The 13,916-nt window shown below is 42.0% G+C and carries 11 protein-coding genes; 6 read left to right on the forward strand and 5 right to left on the reverse strand.

Annotated features, from left to right (window positions below):
* Positions 1 to 268 precede the first annotated feature (268 nt).
* Positions 269 to 1,657 carry a mercuric reductase gene (locus L0B70_RS02275; protein ID WP_235142704.1) on the reverse strand — a complete coding sequence of 463 codons (1,389 nt, stop codon included), beginning with the start codon at positions 1,655 to 1,657 and terminating at the stop codon, positions 269 to 271.
* 499 nt (positions 1,658 to 2,156) lie between these two features.
* On the opposite strand from L0B70_RS02275, the gene tyrS reads away from it, so the two are divergent.
* The 4 genes from tyrS to L0B70_RS02295 all read left to right on the forward strand — a co-directional run bounded on the left by tyrS (position 2,157) and on the right by L0B70_RS02295 (position 7,515).
* Positions 2,157 to 3,452, forward strand: a complete 1,296-nt coding sequence (tyrS, locus tag L0B70_RS02280; protein WP_235142705.1) for a tyrosine--tRNA ligase — start codon at positions 2,157 to 2,159, stop codon at positions 3,450 to 3,452.
* Between the two features lie 127 nt (positions 3,453 to 3,579).
* Complete coding sequence (locus tag L0B70_RS02285; protein ID WP_235142706.1) at positions 3,580 to 4,332, forward strand: acyl-CoA desaturase; 753 nt, start codon at positions 3,580 to 3,582, stop codon at positions 4,330 to 4,332.
* A gap of 1,262 nt (positions 4,333 to 5,594) precedes the next feature.
* Positions 5,595 to 6,236, forward strand: coding sequence for an alpha/beta hydrolase (locus tag L0B70_RS02290; RefSeq protein ID WP_235142707.1), 642 nt, complete (start codon positions 5,595 to 5,597; stop codon positions 6,234 to 6,236).
* Positions 6,237 to 6,336: 100 nt separating this feature from the next.
* A complete protein-coding gene (locus L0B70_RS02295) occupies positions 6,337 to 7,515 on the forward strand; it encodes an alpha/beta hydrolase-fold protein (RefSeq protein WP_235142708.1) in 1,179 nt (392 codons plus the stop codon).
* Between the two features lie 11 nt (positions 7,516 to 7,526).
* On the opposite strand, the gene L0B70_RS02300 is transcribed toward L0B70_RS02295, so the two are convergent.
* Positions 7,527 to 7,982, reverse strand: coding sequence for an Lrp/AsnC family transcriptional regulator (locus L0B70_RS02300; RefSeq protein ID WP_235142709.1), 456 nt, complete (start codon positions 7,980 to 7,982; stop codon positions 7,527 to 7,529).
* A gap of 153 nt (positions 7,983 to 8,135) precedes the next feature.
* Between L0B70_RS02300 and L0B70_RS02305 the strand changes: the two genes are divergently transcribed.
* On the forward strand, positions 8,136 to 9,338 hold the full coding sequence (locus tag L0B70_RS02305) for an aminotransferase class I/II-fold pyridoxal phosphate-dependent enzyme (protein ID WP_235142710.1): 1,203 nt from the start codon (positions 8,136 to 8,138) through the stop codon (positions 9,336 to 9,338).
* Between the two features lie 600 nt (positions 9,339 to 9,938).
* On the opposite strand, the gene purE is transcribed toward L0B70_RS02305, so the two are convergent.
* The 3 genes from purE to L0B70_RS02320 form a co-directional block, all read right to left on the reverse strand.
* Positions 9,939 to 10,442 carry a 5-(carboxyamino)imidazole ribonucleotide mutase gene (gene purE / locus L0B70_RS02310; RefSeq protein WP_235142711.1) on the reverse strand — a complete coding sequence of 168 codons (504 nt, stop codon included), beginning with the start codon at positions 10,440 to 10,442 and terminating at the stop codon, positions 9,939 to 9,941.
* A gap of 285 nt (positions 10,443 to 10,727) precedes the next feature.
* On the reverse strand, positions 10,728 to 11,891 hold the full coding sequence (locus tag L0B70_RS02315; RefSeq protein ID WP_235142712.1) for a TIGR03862 family flavoprotein: 1,164 nt from the start codon (positions 11,889 to 11,891) through the stop codon (positions 10,728 to 10,730).
* A gap of 50 nt (positions 11,892 to 11,941) precedes the next feature.
* On the reverse strand, positions 11,942 to 12,415 hold the full coding sequence (locus tag L0B70_RS02320; RefSeq protein WP_235142713.1) for a CYTH domain-containing protein: 474 nt from the start codon (positions 12,413 to 12,415) through the stop codon (positions 11,942 to 11,944).
* A 366-nt stretch (positions 12,416 to 12,781) separates the two neighbouring features.
* Between L0B70_RS02320 and L0B70_RS02325 the strand changes: the two genes are divergently transcribed.
* Positions 12,782 to 13,750 (forward strand): YpdA family putative bacillithiol disulfide reductase, encoded by a 969-nt coding sequence (locus L0B70_RS02325; RefSeq protein WP_235142714.1) that lies wholly within the window; start codon positions 12,782 to 12,784, stop codon positions 13,748 to 13,750.
* Positions 13,751 to 13,916 lie beyond the last annotated feature (166 nt).

Genomic DNA, 13,916 nt, shown 5'->3' on the forward strand with positions numbered 1-13,916 from the left:
TCGATCTCAATTTTTATGTAAAAACTTAGCGCTCTTAAAAAAACCTTGTCAGAGTTTTAAATCTTGACCAGGTTCGTGCAGGAATCAAAATAAAATTAATGCAGGAATATAAATGATTCAAATTTTATAGAAATAATTCAAAAAAAACAAAAAAAATCCGCCTCAAAATGAAAGCGGATGATTTTTTAAAACAAAATTTTTATTAATAATTCCGTAGCCGTTCACATTGCAAACGGCGCTTTCAAAAGTACTCATCTGCTCAAACGTTTTACTCTTCGAATTCCGAAAACAAAGTGTTCAGCGATTCCGAATACGTGGGGTGCGAAAATATGGCCTGTGCCAAATGTTGCGCGGGAATGCCGCCTTCCATCGCCATCTGAACGACGGTCGCTATTTCACCACCTTCTGTACACACGATTGCAGCACCGAGAATTTTGCCCGTTTCTTTTTCCACGACGGCTTTCCATAATCCCTGTGGGCTGCCGGTTTCGAGGCCGCGCGTAATGCGTTTTCCCGGAATGGTGAGGATGGAAACATTCAATCCTTTTTCCCGCGCTTCCTTTTCAGTTAAACCGATGCGGCCCAATTGCGGATCCGTAAACATGGTGTAGGGAATCATTCGGTCTTTTGTGGAAATGTCTTTTTTCTCGATGATATTTTTATAAAGCGTAACAAAATCGTTGTAAGCGATATGGGTAAACTGCGGACCGCCGTTGATATCGCCCAGCGCAAAAACGCCTTTGATATTGGTCTCAAGATGATCATTGACTTCGATATATCCTTTCTTATCCAGTTTAATTCCGGCTTTTTCGGTGTTCAAACCGTCGGCGTTGGACTCGCGGCCCGTGACCAAAAGCAGATGCGTACCCGTCAACGTTTCCTTCTGACCGTCTTTTTCCACCGTTACTTTGATTTCTTTTTCCGCGCCTTCCACTTTTTCCACGGAAGAATTGAGATGAAACTGAAGACCCTCGTCTTCGAGAAGTTGCTGCAGCGATTCGGCGATATCCGCGTCTTCCCGCGACATGATCTGGCCGGATGTTTCGATGAGCGTAACCTGGCTGCCGAACCGTTGGTACATTTGTCCCAGCTCCAAACCGATATAACCTGCACCCACGATAATGAGTTTTTCGGGAACTTCCTCCAGACCCAAAATTCCCGTGGAATCGTACCATTTGACGTTTTCCAGACCTTTAATTTTTGGGACGGCGGGGCGCGATCCTGCATTAATAAAAATATATGGCGCCGTATATTCCTCCTCTTCACCATTCTGCTTTTTGATGAGCACAGATTTTTCCCCGCTGAAAGAAGCTGTTCCATAAATTAATTCGAGGTTTTCCGCTTTTTCCGTTCTTTCGATGAGACCGGTTTTGGAGTCTGCGACAATTTGGTCTTTTCTTTTTTGTGCAATACTAAAATCCAGGGCAAGGCCGGAAACTTTGATGCCGTGCTTTTCTGCAGTTTTTACCGCCTGCATGGTTTTGGCGGAGGCTATTAAAGTTTTCGTCGGCGTGCAGCCCACATTTAAGCAGACACCGCCGAGATCGGCCTCAGATTTTTCAATCATAAGTGTTTTCCAGCCGGCTTTGGATAATTTTTGAGAAAGTGGTTTTGCGGCCTGACCCGAACCGATGATGATGGCGTCTTTTTTTATCATAAGGCAAAAGATTTTATCGTTTTTAATTCAATTACTTGAAATCAAAAATTTTATTGAAATTTAATTTAAGTTATTGATGAATGTAAAGTTAAGATTTTATAAAGAAATCTTTTTGCGAGCTATTTTTTTTGAAGACTGCGAGGTTATTTTTATATTAAATTAAAAACACATGAGGTCTCGTTTTATTGATAAAATGAAAAGATCAATAAATTTCCCTTTAACTTAAATAAACGCCAGGCGAAACAAAGCTTGAGATAAAACTTTGAGTTAAGGTAAACAAAGGCGTTTCACTTATTAGTGAAAAACAAGGTTTTTAAATGATTCTAAGGTCTATTTTATATTCTCTTGCAAAGCTGTGATGGTGATCCACTTTAAAAATAAGATCAGACATTTAAAAATCGTCTATAGTTTTGGCCACAAAACCGGAAAAACTTCTCGCCTTCTACAATATATCATCCCTTCAAAAATCTTATCTTTGCCATTCCAAATTTTTAAGAAAATGAACGCTTTTATTGAAGAACTGAAATGGCGCGGCCTGTTTGCCGACATGATGCCGGGAACGGAAGAACAACTGAATAAAGAAATCACCACGGCGTACATCGGCTTCGATCCTACGGCCGATTCGCTGCACATCGGGAGCTTAATTCAGATCAAAATACTGGCGCATTTTCAGCAACATGGCCATAAACCAATCGCTTTGGTGGGTGGCGCCACAGGAATGATTGGCGATCCTTCGGGAAAATCCAGCGAGCGCAATGCTTTGGATGAAGAAACGCTGAACCATTATGTTTCCTGTTTAAAAGGTCAACTTTCCCAATTTTTGAAATTCGACGGGTCAGAAGCCAACAGCGCCGAACTCGTGAACAATTACGACTGGATGAAGGATTTTTCCTTTCTTGAATTTATTCGGGAAATCGGGAAAAACATCACCGTGAATTACATGATGGCGAAAGAATCGGTGAAGAAAAGAATCACCGGCGAAGGCGGCGCGGAAGGAATGAGTTTTACGGAATTTTCTTACCAACTGCTGCAGGGGTACGATTTTCTGCATTTGTACAAAGCGAAAAACGTAAAACTTCAAATGGGCGGTTCCGATCAGTGGGGAAACATCACCACGGGCACGGAATTGATCCGCCGGAAAGTTCAGGGCGAAGCGTTTGCTCTAACCGTTCCCTTAATTACGAAAGCCGACGGGTCGAAATTTGGAAAATCGGAAGCGGGTGAAAATTACTGGCTCGATGCGAAACGAACTTCTCCGTATAAATTTTACCAATTTTGGGTAAACTCCACGGATGCTGATGCGGAACGTTTCATTAAGTTCTATACTTTTTTAAGCAAAGAAGAAATTGAAAATTTAATTGAAGACCACCAAACCGCGCCACACGAAAGAAAGTTGCAGAAAAAACTGGCGGAAGAAGTGACGATTTGGGTGCACAGCCGCGAGGAATATGAAAAAGCCGTGAAGGCCTCAGAAATTTTGTTCGGAAGGTCGACGGCGGAAGATCTGGTGAATCTGGATGAAGCCACATTTTTGGAAGTTTTCGAAGGCGTACCTCAAAAAGAAATTGCCAAAGAGGATGTGCTGGAAGGCAATATTATCGAGCTGATCTCGGAGAAATCGGGTTTCCTGAAATCGAAAGGTGAAGCGAAAAGGGAACTTTCGAGCAACGCAATTTCCATGAACAAAGAAAAAATAAGCGAAACTTACGAAGTGGCAGAAAAAGACCTCATCGACGGAAAATTTTTACTCGTACAGAAAGGCAAGAAAAATTATTTCATCATCAAAGCGGTTTAACCTTACATTTTTAAAACTCAAAAAGCGTTTTCTGCGTATTTTTTAATATGTAAAACAGCGTTAAATTTTCACAAAGGCTGGTTTTAAAAGCGTATTAGCCATATCTTTACCTTAAATTATTATATTAATGACAATTATCATTTTCATCATCGTCCTGTGGTATTCGGGACTGTTTTTTCAGACTTTCTTTTTGCACCGGTACGCGGCGCATCAATCCTTTAAAATGTCGAAATTCGGGGAAAAGCTTTGTTTCGTTTTAACCTGGGTAACACAAGGGTCCAACTATCTTTCCGCCTACGGTTACGGCGTAATGCACAGAATGCACCATGCTTTTGCAGATACTGAAAAGGATCCGCATTCGCCGAAATACGACGACAATTTGTTCTCGATGATGTGGCGCACGAAAAGAATCTATGCAGATATTAACAGTCAGAAAGCAATTATCGAAGAGAAGTTTACGAAAAACGTTCCGCAGTGGGCAGGTTTCGACAAGTTCGCGAGTTCCTGGGGATCGCGCTTGGGTTGGGCTATTGCATACACGGCGTTCTTCTACTTTTTCGCGACGGCCTGGTGGCAATGGCTTTTATTGCCGGTTGCTTACATGATGGCGCCAATTCACGGCGTTATTATCAACTGGTTTGCGCATATTTATGGCTACACCAACTTTAAAGTTTCCGATACTTCTAAAAATCTTTTCCGGTTCGACTGGTTGATGATGGGCGAAGGTTATCACAACAATCACCACAAACATGGTGGCAGAGCGAATTTCGGCGGCGTAAGATGGCACGAGATCGATGTAACGTATTACATTATGATTTTGCTGGATAAAATGAAGCTCATCAAACTGAATCCCATTCCGGTGGTGAGGAGAGAACATTAAAATAGAAACCGAGTTAACGCCCGGTTTTTTTTTAAAAGTTTTTTTAATGAGAGCGTGTCTTACTGATGAAAAAAGAATCTATCAGAAGTAAATTTTTTTTCCTGTTCTTTGGTCTTGAAACAAAAGAATGAAAAATTCAAGGCTGGAAGCTTCGCCTGCGCTTCCAAAGCCGATTAGTTATCTATATTAATTTTTTTTCGCCACTGTCATTCTGACGAAGGAAGAATCTCGGTAATAATACATTTTCTTCCTGTTCTTTTGTCTTGAAACAAAAGAACCAAAAGTTCAAGGCCTGGAAGCTTCGGCTAAAAAATTATTCTTCAACCTAAAATTTCCAAACTTTCGCGGCCGGAAAGGATTTCACGAGTATCTGAATTAGTGCGAGCTTCGGACATGGAAATTTTTTAACGGTTGAAGAATAATTTTTTTTAACGACTGCGCTTCCGAAGCCGATTAGTTATCCATATTAATTTTTTTTCGCCACTGTCATTCCGACGAAGGAAGAATCTACCAGAAGTATAATTTTGTTCCTGTTCTTTTATCTTAAAACAAAAGAACCAAAAGTTCAAGGCTGGATGTTTCGGCTAAAAAATTATCCGTCAACCTAAAATTTCCAAACTTGCGCGGCCGGAAAGTATTTCATGAGTATTTAAAGTAATGCGCGCTTCGGATACGGAAATTTTTTAACGGCTGAAGAATAATTTTTCTTTACGCCTGCCCTTTCGAAGCCGATTATTTAACCATATTAATTTTTTTGCCACTGTCATTCTGGCAAAAAAAAATCTATCGGAAGTAAAACTTTCTTCCTGTTCTTTTGTCTTAAAACAAAAGAACCAAAAGTTCAAGGGCTGGAAGCTTCGGCTAAAAAATTATTCCTCAGCCTAAAATTTCAGAACTTGCGCGGCCGGAAAGAGTTTCATGAGTAGTTAAATTAGTGCGCGCTTCGGACATGGAAATTTTTTAACGGCTGAAGAATAATTTTTCTTGACGCCTGCGTTTCCGAAGCCGACTATTTAACATATTAATTTTTTCGCCACTGTCATTCTGACGAAGGAAGAATCCCGTCGTTTATTTTTGTTCTTAATTTGAAATTGAAGATTCGCCCAAATCTTTCGGGCAAAAAACTTCCTGTGATTCTAGCCCGGATGGGAGCATTTGTCTGAGCTCTCCCGGCTTGCCGGGAAGCGAGTGGGGACAGCCGGACATATTTCGGAGAAGAAACGCCCTTTGGTGCTCCTAAAAAAATAGAATATCTTTGTGCAATGGATTTAAAATACCTCGTTCGCGAGCCTCAAAATATTACACCTTCTACCCCGCTCCTCATATTACTGCACGGGTACGGAAGCAATGAACAGGATCTTTTCAGCTTTGCGCCGACGTTGCCGGCAGACTGGCTTATCGTGAGTTTTCGTGCGCCGCTGAACAGCGCCTACGAAGGCTATTCCTGGTACGACATCGATCTGATGAATGTGGAAAACCGCGTGGACGTGCCGCAAGCGAAAAAGTCGGTGGAAATGATTTTGGAAAACATTCTGAAAATCTCCAACCATTACGGTTTAACAGAAAATGAAACCCATTTGGCGGGATTTTCTCAGGGCGGAATTCTGGCGTACTCCCTGGCCCTGCACCACCCCGACCTCTTTTCGAAAGTGGCCTGCCTGAGCTGTTATGCGGAAGAAAAGTTGCTGGACGATATTGTACACGACAAAAAAAAGCTGGAACGTTTGCGTTTCTTTATTTCGCACGGTACCGACGATGCGGTGATTCCGCTGGAATGGGCGCGTAAAGGAGCGGAACTTTTGTATGATCTGAGCTATTTTTTCAGTTTCCGCGAATACATGAGTGGTCACGGCGTGAACCAGAAAAATTACATGGATCTCATGGAATTTTTTCAAAAAAAATAATTTCAGGAAGTTCTAAATTTTACATTGCGACGGAAATTACCGTGAAAGTATTTATTTGCGGGTACGTTTCATGGACAAAAGCGCCCATAAAATTCTGAAGATGAAAAAGCTTTTTCTTTTCGTGTTGATGATTTCTGTGCAGATTAGTGCCCAGATTACGCTGAAAATCACATCGCTCCCCGCCGACACGCCACCCAATCCAACGATTTACGTGGCGGGAAACTTCAACAACTGGAATCCGTCTGCTACGCCAATGAAGAATGACGGATCCGGCAATTATATTTTTACGGTTCCCGAAACGGGCGGCGTTTTGGAATATAAATTTACGCGCGGAAGCTGGAATACGGCAGAAGGAAATGCGGCGGGAAGTTCGCTGCCGAACCGCACCGCAACTTTCAGGGGCAGTCCGCAAACCTTAAACCTAACCATTCAGTCCTGGGAAGAGCAAACTGCAAAAAAGCAAAGTACCGCAGCGCCGAATGTTCATGTTTTGAGCGAGTCATTTCCTATTCCGCAACTGAACAAAACGCGGAAAATATGGATCTATTTGCCACCTGATTACGAAAAAAGCACAAAAAAATATCCTGTGATTTACATGCAAGACGGACAAAACTTATTCGATGAAGCCACGTCTTTTTCGGGCGAATGGCAGGTGGATGAAATGCTGAACAGACTTTTTTCGGAAGGTGATCACGGCACAATCGTTATTGGCATCGACAACGGTGGCGACGACCGGATTGATGAATATACGCCATGGAACAATGAAAAATATGGCGGCGGCGAAGGCGATCTGTACATGCAGTTTGTAGCGGAAACCCTGAAACCTTTTGTCGACGCGCATTACCGCACAAAAGCCGGGAAAAAGTTCAATGCTTTGATGGGAAGCTCTTTGGGCGCTTTGATTTCCAGTTACGGCGGCGTTAAGTACAGCCAGACTTTTTCGAAGATCGGTTCGTTCAGTCCCGCGTACTGGATCGTCGATAAACAATTCAATGATTACATCGCTACTTCTGCGGCAGATTTATCCCACACAAGAATTTATCTTGTGGCCGGATCCGGCGAAAGCAAAACCATCGTGAATGAAATTGAAAGAGTGAAAAACAATTTACAGAAGAAAGGTTTGCGCGGGAAAAACACGTTCGTCAAAATTGATGCTTACGGAAAGCACAATGAAAATTACTGGAAAGGCGAATTTGGTGCGGCTTACCACTGGCTTTTTCAGACCTCAAAACTGAAAGGCAGGAAAAGTTCGAAAAAATCTGCAATTCCTCAAAAATAAAGCTGCTTCTTCTAAGGTTCGATCACCGTGGAGTTTTTCACTTCCTTGATCATAAAGGAACTTTGCGTACTGCCAATATGTTGCAGATTCGTGAGTTTGCTTACCATAAATTCGCGGTATTCCTGAATATCGCGCACGCAGATTTTCAAAATATAATCGTAATCGCCGGATACGTGGAAGCATTCTAAAACTTCGGAAAACTGCGTGATCTCGTTTTCAAACTGAGAAATGTATTCTTTGCGGTGCCGCGCGAGTTTTACGTGACATAAAACGATAAAATTTTTCTGAATTTTTTCGTGGTTTAGCAACGCCACATATTTTTGAATGACCTGTTGCTTCTCCAGTTTTTTAATGCGCTCAAAAACGGCGGTGACGGACAAATTTAATTCCTGCGCCAGCTGTTTCGTGGTTTTCTTCGCATCGGTCTGCAGTAAAATCAATAATTTTTTGTCTTTCTCGTCGATCATGAATGAAATATTTTCGGATGAAACCGGTATTATTCCTCAAATATAAATTTAAAATCCAAAGTTATCCACCTTTATAAATTTTATTTCTAAATTTTTCGACATCCGTTGTTTTTTAATCTGGAAATCAGTTCATTTATCAAAACAAAAAAAACTATGGAAAAATTTGATGCGGCCAATAATATTCAGGATCTGCAGTATTTCGGGGAGTTTGGCGGAGTAAATCCTTCCATTTCCGACAGTTCCACCTACACTTTTCTCTCGGCGAAAACGATGTTCGACACGTTCGAAGGAAATACGGAGGGCTGTTACTTGTACTCGCGGCATTCCTCGCCGAGTAATCTTTATCTGGGCGAAGCTTTGGCGCAAATGGAAGGCACAGAAAGCGCCAACGTTACCGCGTCGGGAATGGGAGCCATCACTTCTGCGCTGCTTCAACTGTGCAAAAGTGGCGATCATCTTATTTCCAGCCGAACCATTTACGGAGGGACGTACGCCTTTATGAAAAATTTTCTGCCCGGATTTCAAATTAAAACTTCCTTCGTGGATATTACGGATCTGAACAGTGTGGAAAACGCCCTCACGGAGCAAACAAAAGTCCTCTTTTGCGAAACCGTGAGCAATCCTCTTTTGGAAATTGCCGATCTGCGGGAACTCGCGAAACTGGCGAAAAAACACAATATTAAACTGATCGTCGACAATACTTTTTCTCCGCTTTCCGTTTCGCCCCAAACTTTGGGCACCGATATTACGATCCACAGTTTAACGAAATTCATCAATGGCAGCAGCGATGCCGTGGCGGGTGTTGTTTGTGCGTCGTCGGAATTTATTAACGACCTGAAAGATGTGAATTCAGGTGCGTGTATGCTGCTGGGTCCGACTTTAGACAGTTTCCGGGCGGCAAGCATTTTGAAAAATTTAAGAACGCTTCACATCCGAATAAAAAAACACAGCGAAAATGCGCAGTATTTGGCGGAGAAATTTGAGGAAGATGGCTTGATCGTGAAATATCCGGGACTAAAAAGTCATAAACAGCACAATCTTTTTAAAAGCATGATGAATGTTGAATACGGTTTTGGCGGGTTGATGACGCTGGACGTGAAAACGGTGGAAAAAGCCAACGAGTTGATGGAATTAATGCAGCGGGAAAATCTCGGTTATCTTGCGGTGAGTCTGGGCTTTTATAAAACGTTATTTTCCGCGTCCGGAAGTTCTACTTCTTCGGAAATTCCGGAAGAAGAGCAAAAAGAAATGGGTCTTTCGCCGGGCTTAATCCGCATGTCCATCGGTTTGGATCACGACATCAAACGAACGTACGAAAAAATGAAGTGGTGCATGCAGCAGGTAAATATTTTGTAAAAATATCCTCCAATTTTATGAATTAATTAATTGACTAAAAGGGCTTCATTACGAAGTCTTTTTATTTTTTATGATTGAATTATTCTGGTATGCGAAAAACCTTTTTCTTGATTGCGCCCTGTGAATATTCAAAGTTTACGGAGAAGGGGCAACGCGGAAACAGTTGCTCAAAAACCATTAAGAATTCAGGTAATTGCCATTTTTGCAAATAACTGTGCCCTAATCTTCATCAACCATATTCTAAAAACTGATTTGACCTATGCGTTTAGCAAACGATTTTATTGGTTAAAAATTAACTATTAAGAAATTAAGAAAAATTAAGGGGTCGAGATTTCTATGCATACAACTGCCGTGCACATTTCCGCCGCAACCATATTCTAAAAACTAATTTGATCTGTGGCATTTACAACCATTTTTTTCATCGTAAAAATAAAACATTAAGGAATTAAGAAAAATTAAGAAGTTCAAATTTCTATGCAAAAAACTGATGTGCACTTTTTTTGCCGCAACCGTATTCTAAAAACTAATATGACGATTTATTGGTTAAAAATTAACCATTAAGAAACTAAGGAAAAATTAAAACAATGTTTCCGTCTATCTCTACGAATCGAATTGGTTCGGATGCTTTTTCTCAATGTCTTTCACGGTTCCCAACACTTTATCTTTTAAAGAATTTTGATAAATATCCAATTTTTTAGAAATACTTTCATCTGAAGTTCCCAAAATTTTGGCGGCCAAAATCCCGGCGTTCGTCGCACCATTCAAAGCTACGGTAGCAACCGGAATTCCGGACGGCATCTGCAAAATTGAAAGCACCGAATCCCATCCGTCGATGGAATTGGAAGATAATATCGGTACGCCAATCACAGGCAGAGTGGTACAGCTTGCGACCATTCCCGGCAGATGTGCGGCGCCGCCGGCGCCGGCGATGATCACTTTTAAACCGCGGTCTTTTGCAGATTTCGCGTATTCGAACATGCGTTCCGGCGTGCGGTGCGCGGAAACTACTGTCAGTTCGTAAGGAATTTCGAGTGATTTCAGAAAATCCGCTGCCTGTTCCATTATTGTCAGATCGCTTTGACTGCCCATGATAATTCCGACCATTGATTTGTAAGTTTAAGGTTTTTTTTGAAGGTTTAAAGTTAAGAAATTTGGAAACAGCCGTTGAAACATTTTTAAATCTGCGAAATCTTTAATTTGGGCGGGAGCAATATCATTTAAAGTCTGGAAGAAAATGGTTGCGCTCGCAGAGGCAGATGACGCAGATCTTTGTGAAACGTCCGATTTTACTTGCTCGCATTTATAAACAACGGTTCGGCGTTTCCAGATCCAACATCACATTACAAAAAAATCCGCGGCAATCCGCAAAATCTGCGGGTACCTAAAAACCTACTTTAATATCGAATTCCCCACCCAAAACCCCGTACTGAAACACGCCTGCAACAAATAACCGCCCGTTGGTGCTTCCCAGTCCATCATTTCGCCGGCACAATAAACATTCGGAAACTTCATCAGTTCCAGGTTCGACGTAAGTTCCGAAAATGAAACGCCGCCCGCCGTCGAAATAACTTCGTCGATTGGTCTAAAACTTAAAATTTCAACCGGAAACTTTTTAATCAGTTTCGACAAAATATTTATGTCGGTGTACGTTTCTTTATCCAACGTTTTCAAAAGATGAAGCGCCGTTGTGGAGAGTTTCAGTTTCCTCTTTAAAGTTGAACTTATTTTTTCCGGACCCTGCAAGGCTGATAAAATCTCGCTTTCCGAGAGATTAGGTTTAAGATCAAGATGAAGCCTCAGCGGAAAATCATGTTTGCGCGTAAAACGGTTTAAGTAATAAATCGGGCTGCCTTCAATGCCATATTTCGTAAAAACAATCTCCCCAACTTTATGGTGATTTCCAAAAGAAACCCGAATATTCTTCAAATACTGACCCTGTAACTGGTGTAGATTTGAAGCCGTGTTGTACCCGGAATTGGCAGATTGCAGCGGCGTAATATCAATGCCTTTTGCAGTCAAAGTTTCTACCCATTTTGCGTCGGAACCGGTTTTCTGCCAGGAACCGCCACCCATGGCCAAAATTAATTTTGAATACGGAACACCAATTTTTTCTTCGGATTTTTTAAAATAAACGAAGGATGCGTCAAAACCGACAAACGTGTTTTCATAATGAACGGCGACTCCAAGTTGTTCCAGCCGATCTAACCAGGCTTTCAGCACCTGAATCGGTTTGAAATTTTTTGTCGGGAAAATTTTACCCGAACTCCCAACGTACGTCGAAATCCCTAAATCACCCAGCCACTGGACGACTCTTTCATTATCGAATTCGCGCACCATCTTTTGGATCTCCGCAGACTCATATTTTTCTAAAAAAGCTTCCGGTTCCTCGCTGTGCGTGAGATTGAATCCGCCATTCCCGGCGACCAGAAACTTTCGTGCGGCGGCTTTATTTTGCTCATAAACATGAACTTTAAAACCTCTTTCGGCTAAAATTTGCGCCGCCATTAATCCGGCCGGACCGGCGCCCACGATAATGATTTGTTCTTCGTTCATGATGCGTGCAAAAGTACGGCTTTGTTCTGGAAGAAATTGAGATGTGGAATTTAGGATTTCCAGGTTTTAAAAGGTTGCATCGTCAAGTTTGAATTATAGTAGCGCTCTTCACCTGTCACCTCACGGGCGATCCAGTCCGGAAGTACTACGGTTTCGTCTTCGCTTTCCAGTTCAATTTCCGCGATAATCAGGCCTTCGTTCTGCCCTAAAAACGAATCGATTTCCCACACTTTGCCTTCCAACAAAATGGTATAGCGAATCTTTGAAAGTTCAGCCACCGAAAAGTCATCCAAAAGTTCTTTGGCTTCCGCGAAAGGGATCTCATATTCAAATTCTTTCCTCGCCGCACCAACCGAAATTCCTTTGATGGTTAAAAATCCTTTCTCCGGTGTTTGCCGCACGCGAATGGTTTTAGTGGGATCGGTCAGCAAATATCCCTGTCGGAAAAGTTCGCCGGCCGGCTTCGGCACTTGCTGCCATTTGGATTGGTGGACTAAAAATTTTCTTTCTATTTCGAGCGGCATTTGGCGTTTTTTAATGAATATTATTTGGGTGCAAACAGGCCATTTCAGTCAAATCGACACGTCGCAGGGAGGCGCAAATATAGGGACAAATTGTTTGCTGGAATTCCAAAGAAAAAAAATTCGCGGTACTTCGACAGTTAGTTTCACCAAGGTTTAAATGTTTTTGGGCGCCTTCATCCAGCTTCCACTCCCGTTTTTTTCTGCCCGCGCATTGCCGACGCAAGAAAAAGAACTCCGTTCAAGCTGGGGCGCAACGAGGTTTTTATTCCACAGTTTCAGCTCTTATTAAAATATTTCACAAAAAAAAACTTTTGCAGTTCTTATTTTCATTTCTGCCAATTCCGTTTTACATCGTAACTTTGCCCAATGGAAATTTTAGACATTCTCATCATCGGTGCCGGACCCATCGGTTTAAACTGTGCCCTCGAAGCCGAAAAACACAACCTCACTTATTTGATCATAGAAAAAGGAACCATTGTCAATTCCCTCTACAATTATCCTTTGTACATGCGGTTTTTTTCCACAGCAGAGAAACTCGAAATTGCCGAAATTCCTTTCATCTCCACGGCGCCCAAACCCGGCCGGCAGGAAGCGCTGGAATATTATCAGGGCATCACACGCCAAAAAAACCTGAACATCAATCTGTACGAAACGGTTTTGAACGTCACCAAAACCAATGGTGTTTTCCACGTGCAAACCTCAAAGTCTGCGTACGCTGCAAAAAACGTAATAATCGCGACGGGATTTTACGACATCCCGAACATGATGAATATTCCGGGCGAGCAGCTGTCAAAAGTAAAACATTATTATACAGAACCTTATCCATACGCAAAACAGAAAATCGTCGTGGTCGGCTCCAGCAATTCTGCCGTTGATGCAGCGCTGGAAACTTACCGAAAAGGCGCCGACGTCACCATGATCATCCGTCACGGCGAAATCTCAAAAAGCGTAAAATATTGGGTAAAACCCGACATCGAAAACCGGATTTTGGAAGGAAGCATCAACGCACATTTCAATTCTGAACTGGTGGAAATTACCGAAAATTCGGTTATTTTTAAAGATGAAAACGGTAATACACAGGAAATAGAAAACGATTTTGTTCTGGCGATGACGGGTTATCTGCCCGATTTCGCTTTTCTGACGAAGATTGGAATCGATCTGCAGGGCGAATGTTTAAATCCTTTTTACGATCCCGAAACTATGGAGACCAACGTTCCCAATCTGTATTTGGCAGGCGTTGTTTGCGGGGGGAAAGACACGCATCTTTGGTTCATCGAAAACTCCAGAATTCATGCGGAAATCATTGTGAGGAACATCGTCAGTGCAGATACTTAGAAACCATTTTGAAATTTTATTGAATTAACCATAAGGTTGTTGAAGGAAAAGGAATTAAGATTTCCTTCGGAAATTTTTTACTGCAAACTTTGTGCACTGTAACTCCTAAAGAATCGTAAAAGCTCATGTGACTAATGTGTCAAGAAACCTTTTGTGACTTTGTGGT

The organism is Kaistella sp. 97-N-M2 (genome assembly GCF_021513235.1).
Lineage (GTDB): Bacteria > Bacteroidota > Bacteroidia > Flavobacteriales > Weeksellaceae > Kaistella.